At 60.7% G+C, this 20,575-nt stretch carries 13 protein-coding genes; 7 read left to right on the forward strand and 6 right to left on the reverse strand.

The annotated features are described in order from the left end of the window. Positions 1–338 precede the first annotated feature (338 nt). Genes citE through glmS form a run of 5 tightly spaced genes read right to left on the reverse strand, consistent with a single transcriptional unit; the run spans position 339 to position 5,681 of the window. Positions 339–1,382 carry an L-malyl-CoA/beta-methylmalyl-CoA lyase gene (citE, locus tag C486_RS18450; protein ID WP_008458923.1) on the reverse strand — a complete coding sequence of 348 codons (1,044 nt, stop codon included), beginning with the start codon at positions 1,380–1,382 and terminating at the stop codon, positions 339–341. Positions 1,383–1,433: 51 nt separating this feature from the next. Then, positions 1,434–2,501 (reverse strand): 2-methylfumaryl-CoA hydratase, encoded by a 1,068-nt coding sequence (mch, locus tag C486_RS18455; protein ID WP_008458924.1) that lies wholly within the window; start codon positions 2,499–2,501, stop codon positions 1,434–1,436. Next, positions 2,494–3,771 (reverse strand): methylaspartate ammonia-lyase, encoded by a 1,278-nt coding sequence (locus C486_RS18460; protein ID WP_008458928.1) that lies wholly within the window; start codon positions 3,769–3,771, stop codon positions 2,494–2,496. Before C486_RS18460 ends, mch begins: the two co-directional genes overlap by 8 nt. Beyond that, positions 3,772–5,217 (reverse strand): methylaspartate mutase subunit E, encoded by a 1,446-nt coding sequence (locus C486_RS18465; protein WP_008458930.1) that lies wholly within the window; start codon positions 5,215–5,217, stop codon positions 3,772–3,774. Between the two features lie 8 nt (positions 5,218–5,225). Then, positions 5,226–5,681 (reverse strand): methylaspartate mutase subunit S, encoded by a 456-nt coding sequence (gene glmS / locus C486_RS18470; RefSeq protein WP_008458931.1) that lies wholly within the window; start codon positions 5,679–5,681, stop codon positions 5,226–5,228. A 165-nt stretch (positions 5,682–5,846) separates the two neighbouring features. Between glmS and mct the strand changes: the two genes are divergently transcribed. The 4 genes from mct (at position 5,847) to C486_RS18490 (ending at position 13,455) form a co-directional block, all read left to right on the forward strand. After that, positions 5,847–7,019 carry a succinyl-CoA:mesaconate CoA-transferase gene (gene mct / locus C486_RS18475; protein ID WP_008458934.1) on the forward strand — a complete coding sequence of 391 codons (1,173 nt, stop codon included), beginning with the start codon at positions 5,847–5,849 and terminating at the stop codon, positions 7,017–7,019. Between the two features lie 154 nt (positions 7,020–7,173). After that, positions 7,174–11,379, forward strand: coding sequence for an Eco57I restriction-modification methylase domain-containing protein (locus tag C486_RS18480; RefSeq protein ID WP_008458936.1), 4,206 nt, complete (start codon positions 7,174–7,176; stop codon positions 11,377–11,379). A gap of 862 nt (positions 11,380–12,241) precedes the next feature. Then, entirely contained in the window at positions 12,242–12,460 is a 219-nt protein-coding gene (locus tag C486_RS18485) for a hypothetical protein (RefSeq protein WP_008458938.1), read from the forward strand. 365 nt (positions 12,461–12,825) lie between these two features. Further along, complete coding sequence (locus C486_RS18490) at positions 12,826–13,455, forward strand: hypothetical protein (protein WP_008458939.1); 630 nt, start codon at positions 12,826–12,828, stop codon at positions 13,453–13,455. 408 nt (positions 13,456–13,863) lie between these two features. Here C486_RS18490 and C486_RS21840 read toward each other — a convergent pair whose 3' ends face one another. Next, a complete protein-coding gene (locus C486_RS21840) occupies positions 13,864–14,025 on the reverse strand; it encodes a hypothetical protein (RefSeq protein WP_008458941.1) in 162 nt (53 codons plus the stop codon). Between the two features lie 707 nt (positions 14,026–14,732). On the opposite strand from C486_RS21840, the gene C486_RS18495 reads away from it, so the two are divergent. The 3 genes from C486_RS18495 (at position 14,733) to C486_RS18505 (ending at position 20,568) form a co-directional block, all read left to right on the forward strand. Further along, entirely contained in the window at positions 14,733–16,751 is a 2,019-nt protein-coding gene (locus C486_RS18495) for a hypothetical protein (RefSeq protein ID WP_241432545.1), read from the forward strand. 110 nt (positions 16,752–16,861) lie between these two features. Next, positions 16,862–18,046 carry a DUF6498-containing protein gene (locus tag C486_RS18500; protein ID WP_008458944.1) on the forward strand — a complete coding sequence of 395 codons (1,185 nt, stop codon included), beginning with the start codon at positions 16,862–16,864 and terminating at the stop codon, positions 18,044–18,046. Positions 18,047–18,342: 296 nt separating this feature from the next. Further along, positions 18,343–20,568 (forward strand): PAS domain S-box protein, encoded by a 2,226-nt coding sequence (locus C486_RS18505; RefSeq protein ID WP_008458947.1) that lies wholly within the window; start codon positions 18,343–18,345, stop codon positions 20,566–20,568. The last annotated feature ends 7 nt before the right edge of the window (positions 20,569–20,575 follow it).

Here is a 20,575-nt window from a genome sequence, read left to right on the forward strand (position 1 = left end):
GCTTGTCAATGATGAACGACAATCAGTAGTCAGAACGAGTATGAGATGAGAGCGTCCTCTTGTCGGAATAGGACGCCCAAGATGCCCGTCTCGAACCGTCATACCGGACTCGATCCCCACCGATCATCCGAGTCGATACGAACTCTCGACCGATGGAGATAATTGTTTGACATATACGTGGAAGTTCCAATCGGCGTATCCAGCACCATCTGTGAACGTCGGACAGCCTGGCCTCCCGCTCGATGAGTGAAAAAAAGTCGAACGCTGTCCGGTGATTCACCGGGGCCGAAACCGAAATCAGTCAGTCAACCGAACCGGTACAGCCTCGAGTCCGCAGTTCAGCGATACGACAGCTCGAGGTCGCGCGCTCGGTCGAGTAGCGCCGCGTCGTAGTATTCCTCGGTCTGTGCGGGTCGCATGTCGTCGATCGCGCGGACCTGCTGGACGGTGTTACGGAAGTTCTTGAACGTAGCCTCGTCGACCATCTGGCCGTCGATGGTGACCGCGCCGGTCCCCTCGCGTTTGGCTTCGTTGAAGCGTTCGATCTTGTGCACGTCGCGCTCGAGTTCGTCGGGCGTGGGCATGTGGACGGTGTTGGCCTGGATCGTTTGCTTGGGGTACAGCGACCAGGAGCCGTCGAGCCCGAGCTGGGCCTCGTGTTCGATCTGATCGGCGTACTCGTCGGCGTTGTAGTATGTCAGCCCGGCACGTTCCTTGAACAGGTCGTCGAAGGGGCCGCCGATCGAGAGCAGGCCGCCGGCGCTGGCCTCGTTCGAGAGGGCCTCGAGCAGGCCGTCCCACCGGGGCATGCCGTCGCCGAGATCGCGGCCGCCGAGTTCGGCGGCGTAGTCGACGGGGCCGAAGACGAGCGCGGTGAGCCGGGAGTCCGTGCCGAATTTGGAGATGTCGCGCAGATCGGATCGGGCACGACCGGTTTCGACGATGACCGAGAGGCCGATCGAGCCGTCGTCGTAGCCGTGTTCGGCCTCCGCCTCGGCGACGACCTTGGCAGCGCGTTTCACGTCCTCGAGACGGCCGACCTTGGGGACGACGACGCCGTCGATCTCGTCGCCGATCTCGGCGACGAGGCGGTCGATCTGGTCGCGGCCCTTCTCGCGGTACTCCGCGTCCTCGTAGCTCCACTCGACGCGGGGCCAGATCTCGCCGGGGAAGTCGTACTCGGGAACCGTCTCGATGGTGTTCTCGAGGCCCTCGGCTTTCATATCGGGTGCCGTTCCGTCCTCCATGTCGGGGACGAGCCAGTCCGGGGCCTGGAACCCCTCCGCCTCGAGCGCGGAGGTGAGGTACTTCGCCGAGTCGTCTTTTGGAACGGCGGCCGGTGCAGTCTGGAACGTACGGCAGAGTCGAATGTCGTCGGTCATGTGTTGTATCGGTGTGTGTCTGTCTGTGGTCGTCTCCGATGGTGGTTCGTCTCAGTTCGAGCGCTTTCGAATCTCGGCGGTTCGCGTCCCCGAGTAGACGGGTTCGTCGTGCTGGTTGAACGCGATGTGCTCGAAGGTGACCGTTCCCGCCCCGTCGCTCGAGGCGTCGTCGTCGGCCTCGAGAACGCGCGTGAAGGCGTAGACGGTGTCGCCGACGGCGACGAACGTGTGGAAGGATTCGTCGTCGAAGCCGACCTCGCGCCAGGTCCGCTCGTCCGAGCGGGCGTGGCCCAGCGCGGTCGAGCGGGTCACGTCACCGTAGGTGACGATGTTGCCCGACGGCGAGTCGGCCATGACGTCGACGTTGTGGTGTTGCTTGGCCGTGTTCAGCGTCGCCAACGGCAGCGAGGCGACGGTCACGTCGTCCTGGGTGCGGCCGCGCTCGTGCCGGTAGGCGACGGCCGCATCGCGGTCCGCGGCCTCCTCGAGCGCCACGACGAAGTCCTCGTAGTAGCCGCCCGCGGGGGCGACGAACTCCTCGGGGAGGTCGGGTTCGTCGTCGCCGTCCCCGTCGGCGGTTGCGGCTCCGCTCCCGTCCGTGGCCAGCGGCTCGCGGCGCGGGATCATATTCGTCCGCTCGTAGGAACAGAGGACGTCGCCGGTTTCGGCGTCCATGCCGCGGGTGCGCCAGGAGACGATACCGTACTCGGGTCGGGAACTCGAGGTCGCCGTGTTGACGACCTCGCTCTCGACGTGGAGTTCGGTGCCCGCGTAGACCGGTGCTCCGGGGAACCGAACGTCGGTTCGCCCGAGGAAGTAGCCGCCCTTCTCGCTCAAATCCTCGACGGTGATCCCGAGCGTCGCGGCAGTGAGATAGTCCGGGTGGATCGGCGGTTCGTCGAACCCGCGCGCGTCGGCGGCATCGGTGCGCCAGTAGGCGGGGTCGTGGTTCAAAGTCTGGCTCATCCACTGCTCGTTGCCCCACTCGGTGAGAGTGAGTCCGGGATCGTGTTCGACGAGGTCTCCCTCCTCGAAGTCCTCGAAGCAGTTGCCCTTCTCCTTGGTCTCGACGTCCTCGAGCGCCCGTGCGAACGTGTCCGGATCGGTCCACTCAGTCATCTGCGGTCACCTCGTCAGTGTCGGTTCGCTGCTGGTCCCGCTCGCGGCGGGCGATCGTCCGCCGCATCTCGTTTTCGACGATCATGTATCCCTCGTCGAAGCCCATGCCGGGCTTGGCGAGCACCTGCGCGGCGTCGGTCGCGAGCGCGACGTGGGCACAGGCCCGCGCGGCGGTCTCCGTCTCGTTGCAGGTGCCGCCGAGGTAGGCGCGCGTGTCGGTCCCCTCGCAGTAGCGGACCGCCTGCCCGCTGCGGTGGATGCCGCCCAGATCGGGCGTCTTCACCTGCACGAGGTCAGCCGCGCCCGCGTCGACGAACGCCTGCACGTCCGCGAACGTGTTACACCACTCATCGGCGACGATATCGACGCCGACGCCCGCGTCGGCGAGCCCCTCGCGGAGCTCGACCATCGCCGCGATCTGCTCCTCGCGGTCGCCGACATCCATCGGCCCCTCGATCTGGATCGGGACGGGGTCGGCGGCGTCCTCGAGCGCGGCGAAGTAGTCGACGACCTCGTCGCGGTCGTAGGGCGCGCCGAAGAGTTCCCCGATCATCCCGTACACGTCGATGTGGAATCGGGGGTCGTAGCCGTCCGGACCGAGCTCCTGCGAGCGCTCGACGAGCCACTCGACGTACTCGAGGAGGGTCTCGCCGTTCTCGCCGATCTTCTCGACGCTGTTGATGAGCGCATGGGGCAGGACGGGGACGCCCTTGACGAACATTTTCTCCGTGTTGGTGTAGCGATCGTCGCCGGACTGGCCGAAGACAGGGACCGGCTCCGTGGCGGGCTCGGTGCCCAGCGCGTCGGCCAGCACGTCCGTTTTCGTGGTGTTTTCGGCCTCAGCTGCGGCGGCGAGTAAGGCCTGCGAAACGCCGTAGCGGATCGCCGTGTGGAGCCGGTCGCCGTCGACCTGCATCTCCTCGAGCAGTTCGGCGTTGGCGAGGAAGTCGGTCGCGTCCCGGCCCTCGAGCGCGTCGCCGACGGGGTCCTCGACGACGGGGGCGTACTCGTCAGCTTTGAACAGCGGGTCGCGCCCGCCGGCACCGGAGTACTGGACCGCGGCGCAGTCGCCCCGGACCACGGTCCCGTCGCCGAGTTCGATGTCGACGATGATCGACTCGCCGGCCTGGCGGATCTCGTCGAAGCCGGCGGTGACGGGGTCGCCCTCGTAGGTAAACCCGTCCTGTGTTGCTCCCTGTTTGATCGCGCGCTGGTCGTCGAAGAAGAACCCGGAGTAGCCGGGCGTGGCGTGTAGTCCTGTAATCTCCATTTAGACGTCACCCTGTGGCTGTGACTGCGGTCGGCCGATGAGCTTCCCGTCGCTGATCGCGTCGACGTCGTCCGCGACCATGCGGAACGACTGGTCGCGGCCCTCGGTCGTGGCGCGTTGCGAGAGCCGTGCCTTGTGAATCTCCTTGATGTCGTCATCCATCTCGAGGTCGGCCCACTCGAAGATGCGGACGCGACCGTCGTCGTCTCGAGCAGGCAGGACGGCCCCGGCCGCGCTGTCGCTGGGTGCGAAGGGCACGTCAAGGGCCCCGGAATCGAATGCCCTGAGCGTCCCCTGGACGACGTCGCCGTCGCCGTGCTCGAAGATGGTGTCCATCAGACAGCGGGTCTCGCGCTCGATGAGGTCCTGTTCCTCCGCGATGCCGTCGATGTCGATCTGTTGCTCGATGGCCATGTCGATGACCTGCCGCGTCGTACGCAGGCCGGCGGAGTTGGCCTCCTTGGTCGGGACGCCCTGGAACTCCTGTGGGGATTTGGTGATGACCTTGTCCGGCCGGGCGATGGCGGCGGTCATGCCGCCGAGGCTGATGACGCCGTTGGCGCGGGCCTCGTCCGGCGGGAAGCCGCCCATCCACTCGTGGAAGACCGTCGTGACCACGACCTCGTCGGGCAGGTACTCGTTGCCCAACTTCTTGAGGGCGTTCAGGGCAGCCACGTCCTGGACGACGTTGCCGACCTGCCCGTAGCCGAGCGTGATCGAGCGCACGCCCTGGGTCGCGGCGAGTTTCCCCTCGACCAGCATGATCGCGATCGCGATCGACGGCGGGACCAGGGTCCCCGTGAGGGGCCCGAACGGCTCGCGGTTGATCCGCACGCCGCGTTCGGTGTAAGCCCCCGCCAGCCGGTCGACGAACTGCCACTTCTCGATGGTCTCCTCGAGCCCGTGGCGCTTCGTGTACGGGATGTTGTAGGAGATCGGGCCGCCCTCGAAGCTCTGGAAGCCGCCGGCGAAGGTGATCGCCGCCAGCAGGCGGGCATCGGGCGTCCCGTGGCGGACCTCGATCGGCGCGTCGATCGTGTCGATCAGTTCCCGGCAGCCATCGATGCCGTGATTGACCGCCGGGAAGCCGTTCAACGTATCGTCGCCCGTCTCGAGGGCTTTCTCGAGGCCTTGCTGGGCCTTCTCGTACTCGTTGTCGCGCGTGTACGAGTCGATCGTGGTCGGGAGGAGGTCCGCCTGCCCCTCCTCGTGGAGGTACTGCAGGAGTTCGATCTGGTCGTCGAGCCGCGGAACGCCGGCCCGTGGTTGGAGGAGCGGTTTCTCAGCCGACTCGAGGACGTCCGCGAATCGCTTGTGGTCGGGCAGCGACTCGTGATACTCGATCGCGTCCTCGAAGTCGACGTCCGCACCCGTCGGCCAATTCGACCGAATCTCCTCGTCGATACGCCGTAGCTCGTCGGATGGAATGCGTTCGTCTCGTATCATCTAGCCATCTAGGAGGTAATTGTGGCCCGCTCCGATTCGGTCGGCGAGAGCTGGAGATCCTCGCGGAGCGCGGCGATCGCGTCCTCGGGGTCGGTCTCGGAGTCGAAGACGCGGTCGAACCCGAGCTCTCGGAACGTTTTCCGGGTTTGCTCGAAGTCGTCCTGGCCGACGGCGAGGTTGCCGCCGATGTAGCTGACCGCGTCGACGCCCGCGTCCTCGAGAACGCTGTGGAATCCCTGGCAGTCCTGCTCGGCGTGGCCGTAGAGCGAGGAGACGAGTACAGCGCTTGCATCGTGGGCTTTGGCGGCCTCCGCGAACTCCTCCTGAGAGGTCTGAACGCCGAGGTTCACGACATCGAAGCCGGCTGCACTGAAGGCTTGCTCTAAGATCGTGATGCCAACGACGTGGGCATCGGAGCCGATAACGCCGAGGACGACCGTTTGGGACATCGTATCCAAAACCATGAGGAACTCCGATATAAACCTAATGATCTTCCATGATAATACTCCTTAAGGATGTTAACAGCGTCTCTATGTCGGGTGCTCACAATCCTCGTGGCATACGGGAACATCTACATAATCGATGGTAAGGGTTTTGGTACTGGTTTCGGAAGGGGGGCATGCACACACATGGGAGCACTCTCGAACCTTCGCGTGCTGGATCTGACCCAGGTGCTGGCCGGGCCGTACTGCACGATGTTGCTCGCGGATATGGGCGCGGACGTGGTCAAGATCGAGCGCCCGGGCGGGGACATGATCCGGTCGAACCCGCCGTTCGTCGACGACCCCGACGAGGAGGCCTACGGCGGCTACTTCCAGAGCGTCAACCGCGGTAAGAAGAGCATCGAGCTGGACTTAGGCGATGACGAGGACCGCGCGGACTTCCTCTCGCTCGTCGAGGAGGCCGACATCGTCATCGAGAACTACCGTGCCGGGACGATGGAAAAGTACGATCTGGGGTACGAAACCCTCACGGAGTACAACGAAAACATCATCTACTCGTCGATTCGGGGCTTTGGCGACCCGCGGACCGGCGAGACGCACCGACAGGGCCAGCCCTCGTTCGACCTCATCGCGCAGGCGCTTGGCGGCGTCATGGAAACCACCGGCCAGCCCGACGGCCCGCCGACCAAGACCGGCCCCGGCGTCGGCGATCTCTTTACGGCCACGCTGAACTGTATCGGCGTCCTCGCCGCCGTCAACCACCGCGAGCAGACCGGCGAGGGACAGTACGTCGACACCGCGATGTACGACTCGATGCTCAGCTTCACCGAACGCGCCATCTACCAGCAATCCTACACTGGCGAGGCCCCCACCCGCCGGGGCAACTCCCACCCCACGCTGTTTCCGTACAACGCCTTCGAGACCGCCGACGGCTACGCCGTCATCGCCGCGTTCAACAACAACCACTGGGCCGAACTCTGTGACGTGATGGACCGCCCGGACCTCGCCGAGGAGTATCCCACGACCGCCGACCGACTCGAGCACCGCGGGACGCTTCGCGAGGAGTTGGCCGACTGGGCGCTCGCGTTGTCCAACGACGAACTCGTCGGGCGTCTCGAGGGCCGGGTCCCGGCCGCGCCGGTCCAGACCACGGAAGAGATCTTCGCCGACGAGCACGTCCATGCCCGGGACATGCTCGTCTCGGTCGACCAGCCGGGTGCCGAGCGGGACGTCGAGATCGCGGGCACCCCGATCAAGATGAGCGAGACCGAGCCCGAACCACGCGGTCGCGCCCCGCTGCTCGACGAGCACCGCGCGGAGGTGCTGGGCGAGCGGGCGGAGGAGACGGCCGACGACTGAGCGACCGGCTGCCGATCGCGTGTCCGGCGACAACTGCGCCATCGGCTCGCACACAGCGTGCTCTCCAGTTCGCTGTCCGCGTCGTGGCGTTCGGAGCCCGCCCGACACCCATGCTACCAGTGGATTCTTGGTGTGACAATTCAAGGAGACAGGCATGAGTCAGGCGACGCTATCGGACCGCCCGTACACGAACTCGAATCTCTTCTCCGGCTATTATCTCGACGAGCGGATTCAGGACCGCGAGGAATGGGACTGCGACGACGCCGCACGGGCGGCCATGGACGACCTCCAGGAGCTATACGACCTCGAGTCGGGGCTGGTCGACGGCTACAAGGAAGACCCGCTGATCGACAACTGGATCGACGAGGTGCTCGAGGTGTTGGGGTTCGGGACGAACGTCGAGACGACGCTGCCCGAGGGCGGGGGCTACGTCGACGTGTTGCTGTTCGAGACCACCGAGGCGCGCCGTGACGCGGCGGAGGTCTATCTGAGTTCCGAGGACACGACCGACCTGTTCGAGCGGGGTGTCGGACTGGTCGAGGCCAAGCAGTGGGACGCCGACTTCACGACCCGATTCAGCGACCAGCGGCCGTATCGGAACGCCTCCCATCAGATCAAACACTACCTCGAGCGGACGCCCGAGCGGATTCAGTGGGGCGTGTTGACCAACGGCCGCAAATGGCGACTCTACGGGACGAACGACTACGAGACCCAGACCTACTACGAGATCGATCTGCCGGAACTGCTCGAGCGCGGCGATCTCGAGGCGTTCAAGTACTTCTATACGTTCTTCCGGCCGGCGGCGTTCCGCGAGTCGGGAGGAACGACGTTTCTCGATTCGGTCTGGTCGGAGAGCGAGACGGTCGCGCAGGAACTCGGCGAAGACCTACAGGACAACGTCTTCACAGCGCTGCGGGTGCTTGGCCGTGGCTTTGCCGAGACGAACGATCTGGCGATCGAGCCGGACGACGATGCGGGGCTCGGGGAACTCAAGGAGCAATCGCTCGTGTTGCTCTATCGGTTGATGTTCGTCCTCTACGCCGAGTCGCGGGGGTTGATCCACCCGGAGGGTGGGGACGCGGTCGCGGAGTACGAGGAGAACTTCAGCCTCGACGAACTGCGCCTCGAGATTCACGAGGAGATCGGCGAGGTCGACGCCGGATTCGACGACGCCTACAGCGAGCACTCCACGACAATGTGGAGTCGGCTCGAGGACCTGTTTCGCCTGATCGACGAGGGCGAGGAGTCACTGGGGATTCCGCCGTACAACGGCGGGCTGTTCAATCGGGAGACCCACGATTTCCTGGCCGAGCACGAGGTTAGCAACCGTTATCTCGCGGAGGTCATCTATCGGATTTCGACGACGGAGAACGACGAGGGGCGATACGTGCTGGCCGACTATGCCGATCTCGATACGCGCCATCTGGGCAGCGTCTACGAGGGGCTGCTCGAGCACCAGTTCCGGATCGCGCCGGAGGCGTACGCGGCGGTGGCGGCGGACGGCGGGCAGGTCTGGAAGCCGGCCACGGAGGTGTCCGTCGCGGAGGCGGTCGAAACGGTCGACGAGGGCGGACTGTACGTCGTCAACGACGAGGGCGAGCGGAAGGCCACGGGGGCGTACTACACGCCGGACTACGTGGTGACCTACATCGTCGAGGAGACGGTGGGGCCGCTGGTCGACGAGATCAAAGCCGATCTCGAGGCACAGGGCCTCGAGCCGGGCACCCACGAGTATCTCGGGGCCTTCTATCGGCGGGTGACGGACCTGAAGATTCTCGATCCGGCGATGGGGAGCGGACACTTCCTGACGCGGGCGACGGAGTACCTCGCACAGCAGGTGATGGAGGAGGTGCGCGAGATCGAGGGGGCGACGGCCTTCGACGAGCAGCGGGTGCGTCGGGACGTGGCCAAGGAGTGTATTTACGGCGTCGATCTGAACGGGATGGCCGTCGAACTCGCGAAGCTGTCGATGTGGCTCGAGACGCTCGCTGCGGATCAGCCGCTGGCCTTCCTCGATCACCACCTCAAGGCGGGGAACTCGTTGGTGGGGTCGGACGTGACCGACGTGCTCTCGAGCGAGAGCGCCGACGGCGACGGGCAGTTGACCCTCCACCAGGCGCTGGCGCGGGTCCGGCAGGACACGCTGGAACACGTCATGGAGCGGATGCAGGAGTTGCTCGAGATCGACAACGAGTCGCTCGCGGACGTGAAGTCGATGGAGGAGATTTACGACGAAGTGCGGGCTGACCCGTTCTACCAGCGGTTGTTCGAGGTGGCGAACGTCCACACCGCGGAGCGGTTCGACCTGGACGTGCCAGAGGGGGCGTACGAGCGGATGGCGGGGGCGATCGACGACGCGGACGAGTGGGCCGACGTTCGCGAGGAGCCGTGGTTCCAGACGGCGCAGGCGATGAGCGAGGACGAGGCGTTCTTCCACTGGGAACTGGAGTATCCCGAGGTGTTCTTCGATGATGATGGGGAGAAGCGTCCTGACTCAGGGTTTGATGCTGTAATTGGAAATCCACCTTGGGTCAATGCTTGGGAGATGACTGATTCGGAGAAGGGTGATCTGGTCAGAGAAGCGATCGAAGCCCTTCGAGAGGACAATGAAATCCTTAAAGGGCATTGGGACCTCTATGTTCCATTTATTCTCCTATCTTCGGAGATATTAAGGGATGATGGGTTCTTTTCGTTTATAATTCCAAATGCATTCTGCAGAGAGAAGTATGCTGAAGAAATCCGAGAAAGGTATTTATCTAAGTACCAATTGCGGAGTGTAACTCCATCTGGTGCTAAAAACGTATTTACTGGGGTTAGTCGACAAACCGTTATTCCTGTGTTCAAAAAATCGAAGCCAGATCTCGAAACAGACTCAGTAACCGTTGATGAAAATTTCATTCAACAATCTGTTCGAAGTTCTAATCTTAAAAAAGTCACTCAACAGGTGTTCTATGACACGCCAGGGTGTCAAATTCGATACGGATCGGGACTTCGTGAATTAGAACTTTTGGAAGAGATAGAACGTAAAGCTATTCGAGTTGGGGATATTTGTTATGTTAACTATGGTGCACAGATATCTAGTAAGCAAAAAGGTGGGTTTGGGAAAGAGAAATTTTTGTCTGAAGACGATAATGAAAACACAGTCAAGTTCTTTGAAGGGAAAAATATCGAACGATATCAGATCTCATGGCCAGGATTACATCTAGATTATCGACCGAATGAAATCTATGGTCCACGACATCCCCAATTATTCGAATCGGAGAAGATAGCAGTCCGGTATGTATCTGATGATGATGATTCGTTACTTGCCGCATATGACGATGAAGGAATGTATACAGACCATTTAGTCGTTCTTTGTACTCATTACGAGAATATTTCTGGAACCGGTTTACAAGATGAGTTTGATGGATTCTCCCAATTAAATAAGCCATATTCATTAAGGTCAATACTTGCAATAATCAATTCCAGTTTGACTAATTTCTACTATGCTAACAGATTCGCCACAGGTAGTCTTCAAGGTAACTACTCTCACGTTTATCCACGTTCTGTCCGTAGATTCCCAATTCCAGACATCTCATTTTCATCTAATAGTGAACAGCGGGAGAATATCGATAGTATTGAAGATAGTAGTGATGAGAACTATTTTGAAGAAGTTCAAAGTGTATTAAAATCAAATGAGATGGTTGACGGAGAACAAGCACACGACTGTTTAGAAGAGCTCTGTAAAATTATGATTAGAACTAAGCAAGAAAGAGAGAGTCTTAATCTTGTTCTTCGAGATCATATTGGTCCCTATTCTGATGGTCCCTCTCTCTCTGACGTTGGCCTCACACAACCTCCAGAAGAATTAGCTGACTCGATCCTCAGCGACACAACTGAAGACTGGGAAAATCTCCGCATCGGTACTGTTAGGGTTATTCGTGAGTCCGCTACTTCCATCGAAATTCGCCAGACAGCCCGTTACAAACCGGAAAACGAGGATAAACACGAGACCGACCGTTGGGGTTACACCGAAACCGAGCCCCTGCCGGCGCTGAAAATTTCGGATCTCACGGAAACCGAGGCCGACCTGATCGAGGCCTTCGTCCCCGTCGCCGTCGACGAGGCCGGCGGCTTCGCGAACTTCCGCGAGAACGCCACCAAAACTAACTCCCCTGTCGATCGGCTCCGAAAGCTCACCCTGCCCGCCGTCGACGACGTTCGGGACGGCCTCGAGAGCTACCTTGAGACGAAAGCGCGAGCCGAGGAACTCGAGGCGAAGATCGAAAAGACGGACGAGTTGATCGATGAAATCGTCTACGAACTGTACGGGCTGACTGAGGAGGAAATCGAGATCGTTGAGGAAACCGTTGAGAACTGATCCCCAGTAGTCTCCTGTAATCCTGTACAGAGCGTGGATGTATCAGTCCAGGGGGCATCGTTACACCTGTCGAACAGCACTGTACGTACAGTTCAGCTGTTTTGCTATGAGATGAATGGCAGCCCGTTCCAACGCACCGCTCGCAGTATCATGGCAACGGCCATCATAACCCACACAACAGCCCAAACGGTGTCCGGAACTGGGTCTTGAATAGTGTCGGTGAGAATTGCTCCAGCAGACACGACACTGACCACTACAAACCCGATTTTGATGCCCCAGGGAAGTCGAGTCAGCAGGCCGGTCCTTGAACCATTACTATTTTCCGACATATCACTCAGTAACATGTCTACTCGTATACTTGTTCTGGTAGGATAGAATAGCTAACACCATGCGAACATACTCCTGTCACAAACTGTGGCGATGCCCGCTAACTGGCCCATTAGTAAACAAAATATATGGTAGATGGGTTAAAATACCCACATAATGAATGATAATTCGATTATTTTACGCCTCAATCTGATTATCGCACTTTTGCTTAGCAAGCTTGTGCTGCTGCTTACCTTTATTTTCCCTCTAGAACTGTTTCTTATGGGAGGGACTTTGATTGTATTCCTCAGTCCTTACTGGCTGTGCTACTGATCCGATTTCTTCGATAAGTTCGCAGGTCTGCTGAACAGTTGGTTCAACACTAAGCGCTTGGAAGAAACAAAGTCGATCTGTTACAACTATCCTCTCTATTCAGCACGCGACTGCTACCAGAATCCGGACAGGTGGGGCCCGAGCTTGCTGAATAGAGGGCCCGTATCGAGTGAGTCAGGACTGGTTGATTCGTTTTATTTGACTGGCCTTCGACCAAACCAGTATGGTCATCTCAACCGAGTCAGCGTGGGAACAGGTTGCTGAGGAGTTCGCCCGGGAGTATCAAGATGCAGTCGTCTACGGCGACCGCCAACAGGAGGTCGTTCTCCACGACGGTGCCCTCCGGTTATTGATGAACGGGTGGGTCGAACTCCCGTCAGGTCGTCTGCTTTCTCCTGATGCCGTCCACCACGTCGACCCCGTCCCGGAGCAAGAGCCATAGAACGTCATTGCCTGCTAGATACAACTTCTATATTCAGCACGTCCTCCTCAAACTATCAGTAGTTGAGGATTTCAACAGAGCCCAGTTCGTATACCTTTGCTGTGACTACTCGGCAAGCGGTACGTATCGGTGATACAGATATCGTTGTATTACGAATTTTCGGTCTGCAATTGGGTGCGGGAAACAGAACTACGGTGCCGACGGCGCACATGCGAAAACTGCTAGGAGAAATGGGGATGTATCGATCTCTCTCAGAAATTGTCCGTTCGGATGTTCCATATTCAAACTTGAATCCCCTTGGTTGTTGGGGTACATTTTGCAGCATTGACATCTCTTTTTCCTCTGGGTGCAGAAGATATGAACGCATGCAACAAATTAGTGAAGTCCACTTTACGACTCACGGCAAGACCGACAACCGACAACTCATCGACCGATACATCTTAGACGCAGTCGAGAGACTCCCGCAGCAGGAGTTCTGCGATCACGCGGCGTTCATGCCCTTGACACACGACGCAGTCGGTGGCGGCAACGTCTGGATCACGGTTGCAGGCGACATGGAAACTCTCGTCGACCACGAGTCCGACGACTGGGACTACCTTGTCGAGGAAGGGCTCGTGTCGGAGTGGGACGTGACCGAGGTGACGGAGGACTGGTACGAAATTGCAGGGGAACAGGGTGGAGAGTTACTACTCCAACTCCATCGCGTTGCGAATCAGGCGACTAAGGCCGCTTTCGAGGAATTCGAGACCCCACCAGCGCCAGTTGACACCTATCCAGAAGAGGATGCAAAACACCCGGTCGGGTGGTGGATGGTGCTTGACACTATGTCGGGGCATCAAGAGTATACCTTCGAGGAAAGAGTGGAAGCGTTCTTGCACGGCATTCGGCACAAGTATAAGGATATTTCTAAGTTGGAATCGCCTGAAAAGGCGGCCCAGCAAATCGATGAGTGCATTCAATCACTCGAAACGTTCCGAAACGAGATCCAAGACTGACGACATCATCGCGATAAATTCGCACGTGTAGTGTACAGTAGATTCACGAGCACAAGTCTCTAAAGAAGAGGATTTCAACAGAGCCACTTCAGCGAAGACTCCGCTCCACTTGTTGTTGCCCTTTGAGAGAGCGCTTCTCACTGTTTACTCGTCTCGAGCAGCGTCCTTCTGAACGTCTTCGCTTTGACTAGGCCGGTCGTCTGAATCGTTGTTGTTGGATATAGTATAAAATTAGTAATTCGACATAGGTCTGTTGCGGTCAATCCGTCTCTCCGACAGTTGCTTCAAAATATATCCACTCGAGGCCCCGATTACAGCCCGGTCGACCGACGTGTGATGTCGACGTGGTGGTGGTTCCGAAGGCCCCCGCCGATCGACCGGGTGACTGTCGGGGCTCGAGCGAGCCCCTTAGTCGGTGTGGACGAGGTTCGGCGGCACGGTACAGCCACAGGGGCTCGCCAGAGCGGTCATGGGGCCGGAGACGGTGAGGAACCCGATGGGGGTGCCACAGCGCGGGCACTCCGGGGGCGGCGAGTCGGCGTCCGGATCGCCGTCGCGACCGCTAGGCATGGGTCGCACACCTCGAGCAAGCGAGCAGCGATGACACTCCTGCAGTGGGGCGATTCCGCGGTCGTGCGGGACGTTTATATCCCGGTAGAATGTACGCAATCATTGCTTGCAAATCCCGCCTGGGATTTGGAAGCGAGTCTCGAGTGCTGGTTCCACCCGGGACGTTTCGATACGTCCCCTTTCCTTTGGAGACTGCTTCCAGTATATCCGTTGACTCGTTGGCACTTATATCTACTGCAAGCGGCGCGAAATCGACCGTCGCCGCCCGCGCTCCTCGGCGCTCGAGCACCCCTTGCTTGCGGCGGGTCACGGCCCGTGGCGCGACTCGAGGCCCGCCCTGCGGACGCGGCTGTGCGCCTCGGGGTTGATTTGGACGGGGTTCAGTCTCCGCTCAATAGAACGGATCTCGCCCTCTGTGAGAGTGTCCGGAACCGTCCTGTCTATGGTTCCGTCGAACGGTGAAGCAGTCATCGAATCGACTGTCAAATATTATTTCAGGTTCTAGTGGTAGCCACTGAAATACTGCACCCGGTTTCGTCTACCGATCCAATGAGGCCTCAGCACCTCTGTCTGCAAATAATATGGATTGTATTGTTGTACTAGAGGTTTCATGTAAGTAGTTGTAAGATAAATACTCGTACCTGTCCCTAATTTTTACATTCAACAGGTTAGTAAATTATATATTGTTTCAGTTGAATGTCTAATGTGTGGCACCCAACAATACCAATAGCGATCCGACTAGGCGAAAAGTCCTTCAACGTACTGCAGCCGCAGGCACGGCGGTTATTGGCTCCTCAATCAGTGCAAGTGCGTCCTCGAACAGTCTTAACGATATCAATGAACGGGGATCACCCGAATTAGATACCGGTAACGGTGATCGGACTGTCACGATCCGCTCGAATGAGACAGCGTCGTATACCTTCCAAGTGACAGGAACGATAACGCCGACAGGGGCACCAAATAGGGCACTTGATCACGGCACAGCGTCGGTCACGCTGTCAAATGACACCCACGAATACACGTTCGCCGGTGAGTTCACTGAGTTTGAGGTCGAAGGAGAGGCAGCTGTCTTTGTCGACGGTGACCCCTTCGACGTTGAGGCATTCCCTCAAACCACCCTGTCAATTGTTCCTCAGGAACCGATAGAGGTGGATGTGTCTGCGAGCGGGAGACTCGAGACTGAATCCAACTCCCTCGACAAGCCGAATAAGCGAACCGTTCAAGGAACGATTCGCAACCGAACGGTTCTCTCTTATGCTGGCGAACTCACACACTTCGATATCAACGGCCGTGCGGAAGTGCAGAAAAACGGCCACTCGGTCGATCCATCCGAAGTTCTTCCATCGTCGCTCCCGGGCGAAGTATCTCTCACCGGTCCTGACATCGATGTGACCGTCGGTGTTTCGGGTGAAGCCGCTTCTGACCACCCCTCTGTTCATTCCAGCGACGGGAACATTACTGCGCCTGCGACCGGCTCCGGGACGACTGCTAGGTACGACGGCCGTGTCGAATCCATCGAACTCGAGAACGGTGCCTCGGCGGAGATCGTCCCTGAGTCGAAGCGTGTGGTCTGTACGGCACCTGAAGAGCAGGCGATTACGTTCTCGACGCAGTCAACGGAAGCGTTCATTTACAACGAGGAAGTCCACAAGAACCCAGAGGTCACGGTTGCTGCCGGGGAAACAGAACGAATACAGTACTTCGGTGATGTAACTACTGTTTCCATCAACCAAGTTGAGGTGTCATTCGACTACGAACGCTACGAGGATGCGAAGTCGTCAGCACGCCTCCAGATGGCCGCGGAGTTCGAACGACAGGACGCTTATAATCGCCTCCGTGCTGAGGTAGCAGGGCGGGTCCGCCACGACGCCGCTGGTATCTACGCTATCTCGGCAGACGCTGAGCCCCGTCCTGTTGATGCCGTGGTGTTCAAACTGACTGATGTTCACCACGGAAATGAGGGTTCAATGAGCATCACGAAACACCGAAACTCTGGGTCCATAGTCGCCGGGAAGAATACCTACCACTGGCGAACAGACGATGGTCTCCTCGAAAAGATGCAACTTGACACGCTTGAAGTTGGGTCGGCGACAACCATGTCGTCCGCGGGGCTTGCCACCGAAACGTTCGATTTCGACGTTCCACAAGGAGTGTCAACCCAGCAAGTGGAAACGCCGGATTTGGCTTCGAACGTTCAATGGAGTGACTGGATTGGAGACATCTACGATGAGCTGAAAGATGTCGCTTCCGGGATTGCCGGCGTCAGTGCCGATTATCTGGCCAGGGCGATCGAGTACGCCGAGATAACCGCCACAGAAATTGCGGTCACCAGTGGGAAAATCCTGTGTAACACGCTTAACTCGTTCCAAGAACTGGCAACGAAGTTCATCGACGACGCTAACCTCAAAGCGTTTTGGAAAGTCCGTATTACGGGTTATTCGTCGATGATTTCACTTATTGGGAGTGGAGTATTCGAAGCTATTGGTAATGAGAACTACGACTGTGGGGCTTGTGTCGCATTTATACGGTTATCGCTGGATGTTGGGCTTTGTGGAGGCGGGGTGAGCGCATTCTGCTCGGCCTTCTCATTAACGACACTCGGTCTCGGGACGGTTCCGTGCGTGGCTTTGGGTGAGGCGATCTGTTCGTATACCATCATGGCTCTCCCTGATGCAAAGGATATCTGTAGTGGCCATACAGAACCGGATGAAGCAGCCTTCTGTTAGCCGGTAGCTCGTCCAGCATCGGCTACTCTGCAGATATTTCGGCAATTGAATAAATGTGTTTCGTATAATGGCAAGTAAGTTTATTATAACTATGTCGCGGATATGAGTCCATGGGAAGTGACTCCCTCCGCCGTCGGCTGCCGGCCGTCCTGGCGATCGGAGCCACACTCAGTCCGGCCATCGGAATCGGCTGGTTCGGCTGGGACTTGCTCCCGCTCCTGGTCGTCTACTGGCTCGAGGCGGTCGTCTACGTCACCCGCTGTTCGCTCGAGTCGCTGTTTGCCGGTCGCCCCGTCGACGACGACTACTACGGGCTCTTCCTCCCTCTCGAACGCCTCCGCGAGAAACGTGGGAGCGTGCGCGTTGTCGAGTGGCTCCCGCCGGTCTTCCCGCGAAACGTGCCGTTCGCGCTCAACGGCGGGTGGCTGCTCTTCGCGCTCGGGACGCTCGGGGCTCTTACCATGCTCTTCGCTCGTCCCCCGGGCACCCTCGAGCGAGGGACGTTGGTCGGCATCGGCGGCGCGACCGTGCTCGTCGTGGGCAGGCACGCGGCCACGCTCCTCGAGTCGATCCGCTCCGACCGGTACAAAACATGGACGGCACTGTCGCCGTTCGCCCGTCGGCGCAGGCTTGCCGTCGGTATCGTCGCCGTTCTCGTCCCGATCGTGGGTCTCGGGGCCACCCGGACCGAGCTTGGGCTCACGGCGACGGTCGGCCTGCTTCTCGCGACGAAACTCTGGTACGATCTCCTCGACCTCCGCACGCCCGACGACCAGCCGACCGACCCCCAGCGGGACGAGACCGCGATCGACGTGCCCGAGACTGCGCCACTCGCCGTCGGCCACACCGACGGACGCGGGATCGCCCTCGACGCGCTCGTCCTCGGCGCGATGCTGGCGCTGCTCCCGCCGGTCGGGTTCGTGATCCTGTTCTCGAGTGTCGCGGTTGGTCTCTGGGTCGGCCTTCCCGCGGGTGTCGCGACGGTCGTGCTCCTCGTCGCCGCCCGCGCGGCGTTGGAACTCCCGATCGCGTCTCTCAGGGTCGGTGCCGTGGAGTACCGCGTGTACGATGCCGCCGTGATTGCGTACGATACGAGGCTCGACGCGCCGCAGTGGCGGCTGCCCCGATGCGAGATTACGGACGTCCGGACGGACACTGCGTTCATGAGCCCCCTCCTGTCCGGGGCCGTCGGCACCGTCCGGATCGACTGTGCGGATGGCTCGTCGCGCTCGCTCTCACTGGTCCGGAACCCGGAGGCGGTCGGTCGGGCCCTCGCTGTCGGAGCGACCGCCTGAATCGATGCCGACCGGTTGTCGCCGCGCGCGGACCAAGCCTTAAGCACGTCACATCAGGAGCCACTCGAGACCTGGCGTCGCGAGCACCGCGGTCCCGTCGGCAGGTCGTCCCTCCCTCGGCCCGCCGATCGACTCGCGCCGCCGAACCCGCCGACGGCTCCCCGATCGACCCCGTTCGACGCGACGGTCGTTCGTTATCGAAAATGGGGAATGTCGGCGGCACGGACGCAATGGCCGCTGAAACGCGGGTCATGGTTGGCCCCAACGTATATCCCTGTGGTCCCGAGAGTCGAGCCATGAGCATTCGAGACGACCCCCGGCGCGGGCGTGTCTCGATGGACCCGATTCGCGTCCTCCACGTCGATGCCGACCCGGCGTGGACGACTGCGGTCGCCGACTGCCTCGAGCGAGCGGCCGTCCCCATCGAGACGCTCAGTGTGGACAGCGCCAGCGACGCGCTCGAGCGGCTCGAGCACGCCGACATCGACTGTCTCGTCTCGGAGTACGACCTGCCCGACACGGACGGGCTGTCGTTGTTCGATGCCGTCCGAGCGACCCACGACGCGCTGCCGTTCGTCCTGTGTCCCAGAGCGGGCTCGGAGGCCGTCGCGAGCGAGGCGATCGGTGCCGGGGTGACGGACTACGTCCCGAAAGGCGAGGGGGCCGCGACGCTTCGGGACCGCCTCGTCGAGGCCGTCAGCACGATCCGCGACCGCTCACGCCGCGAGCGCCAACTCTGTGCCGTCGAAACCGCACGGGAGGGCATCAGCCTGCTCGACGCTGAGGGGCGGTTTATCTACGTGAACCAGGCCTACGCCGACCTCTACGGCTACGAGCCGTCGACCCTGATCGGCGAACACTGGGAACGGCTCTACCCCGACGAGGACGTCGAGACCGTCCGCGAAGAGATTATTCCGACGGTGCTGTCCGAGGGCGACTGGTTCGGCGAAACGACCGGCCTCCGGGCCGACGGCACCACCTTCGTCGAGGCCCACTCGCTGTCGATGACCGGCAACGGCGATCTCATCTGTACGGTCCGGGACGTGACCGACCGCGAGGAACGCAAGCGCAACCTCGAGCGCTACGAGACGATCATCGACGCGCTGGGCGATCCGGTTTACACGGTCGATTCGGAAGGGCGGTACGCGTTCGTCAACGACGCCTACGCCGCGATGACGGGGTACGAGAAGGACGACATCGTCGGCCGCCACATCTCGTTTCTCCTCGACGAGCCGTCCGTAGCGCGCGGCGAGGACTGCGTCCGGTCGCTGCTCTCCGACGACACCGACGCCCGCCAGCGGACCTACGAGATCACCGTCGAAACGAGCGACGGCGAGCGGATTCGCTGTGAGGACAACGTCTCGCTGTTGCCCCTGGCGGACGGCCGCTACCGGGGCGTCGCCGGCGTCGTTCGCGACATCACCGAGCGCAAGGCCCGCGAACGCGAACTCGAGCGCTACGAGACGATCCTCGAGACGCTGCCGGACGAGGTGTACTCGCTGGACGCCGCGGGTGTCATTACCGAGATCATCCCCCCGATCAACGACGACGTGTCGACGACGGGCCACCGACCCGAGGAACTGGTCGGCGAGCACGTCTCGGTCATCATGGACGCGGACGATATCGACACCGCCGAGTCGGAAATCCGGGCGCTGTTGCACGATGACGACCGCGAGCATGCGTCGTTCGAAATGGAGACGATCGCGAAAGACGGCGAGCGCCACCCCAACGAGAATCACATCGCGGCCCTGCCGCCGGACGAGGACGGCCGCTTCCGGGGCACCGTCGGCGTCCTGCGCAACATCGCCGACCGGAAAGCCCGCGAGCGCGAACTCAAAGCGCAGAACGAACGCCTCGACCGGTTCGCCGGCATCGTCTCCCACGACCTCCGGAACCCGCTGAACGTCGCGCAGGGCCACCTCGAGCGGGTCCGCGAGGCCGGCGACTGCGACGACGGCGATCTCGAAGCCATCGCGTGGGCCCACGATCGGATGGCGGTCCTGATCGAGAACCTCCTGACGATCGCACGCGAGCGCGATCCCGACCCGGACACCGAACCGGTCGATCTCGCGGCACTCACCGCGGACTGCTGGCGACACGTCGAAACGGACGACGCCACCGTCGCGATCGAAACGGACGCCGTCGTTCGGGCCGACCGCGCCCGCCTCGCCCAACTCCTCGAGAACCTCGTCAGCAACGCCGTCGAGCACGGCTCGACGGACGCCGCCGACCACGACACCGCCGCGATCACGCTCACCGTCGGCGACCTCGACGGGGCGGCCGACGGGTTCTTCGTCGCCGACGACGGCCCCGGCATCCCGGCCGCCGAGCGCGACAAGATATTCGAAAGCGGCTACTCGAGCGACGGAGCCGGGACCGGACTCGGGCTCGCGATCGTCGAGCGGATCGCCGACGCCCACGGCTGGACGGTGACGGTTACCGAGGGCGACGACGGCGGGGCGCGGTTCGAACTGACCGGCGTCGAGCTGGTCGACCGGCCGGGACCCGGCGACGAGGAGTAATCCTTTT

It is taken from the genome of Natrinema gari JCM 14663 (genome assembly GCF_000337175.1).
Lineage (GTDB): Archaea > Halobacteriota > Halobacteria > Halobacteriales > Natrialbaceae > Natrinema > Natrinema gari.

Coding starts and splice junctions, on each gene's coding strand:
- C486_RS18485 (WP_008458938.1), top strand. CDS start 12,242: ATGGTCATCTCAACCGAGTCAGCGTGGGAACAGGTTGCTGAGGAGTTC.
- C486_RS21840 (WP_008458941.1), bottom strand. CDS start 14,025: ATGCCTAGCGGTCGCGACGGCGATCCGGACGCCGACTCGCCGCCCCCG.
- C486_RS18490 (WP_008458939.1), top strand. CDS start 12,826: ATGCAACAAATTAGTGAAGTCCACTTTACGACTCACGGCAAGACCGAC.
- mct (WP_008458934.1), top strand. CDS start 5,847: ATGGGAGCACTCTCGAACCTTCGCGTGCTGGATCTGACCCAGGTGCTG.
- C486_RS18505 (WP_008458947.1), top strand. CDS start 18,343: ATGAGCATTCGAGACGACCCCCGGCGCGGGCGTGTCTCGATGGACCCG.
- mch (WP_008458924.1), bottom strand. CDS start 2,501: ATGACTGAGTGGACCGATCCGGACACGTTCGCACGGGCGCTCGAGGAC.
- C486_RS18460 (WP_008458928.1), bottom strand. CDS start 3,771: ATGGAGATTACAGGACTACACGCCACGCCCGGCTACTCCGGGTTCTTC.
- glmS (WP_008458931.1), bottom strand. CDS start 5,681: ATGGTTTTGGATACGATGTCCCAAACGGTCGTCCTCGGCGTTATCGGC.
- C486_RS18480 (WP_008458936.1), top strand. CDS start 7,174: ATGAGTCAGGCGACGCTATCGGACCGCCCGTACACGAACTCGAATCTC.
- C486_RS18465 (WP_008458930.1), bottom strand. CDS start 5,217: ATGATACGAGACGAACGCATTCCATCCGACGAGCTACGGCGTATCGAC.
- citE (WP_008458923.1), bottom strand. CDS start 1,382: ATGACCGACGACATTCGACTCTGCCGTACGTTCCAGACTGCACCGGCC.
- C486_RS18500 (WP_008458944.1), top strand. CDS start 16,862: ATGGGAAGTGACTCCCTCCGCCGTCGGCTGCCGGCCGTCCTGGCGATC.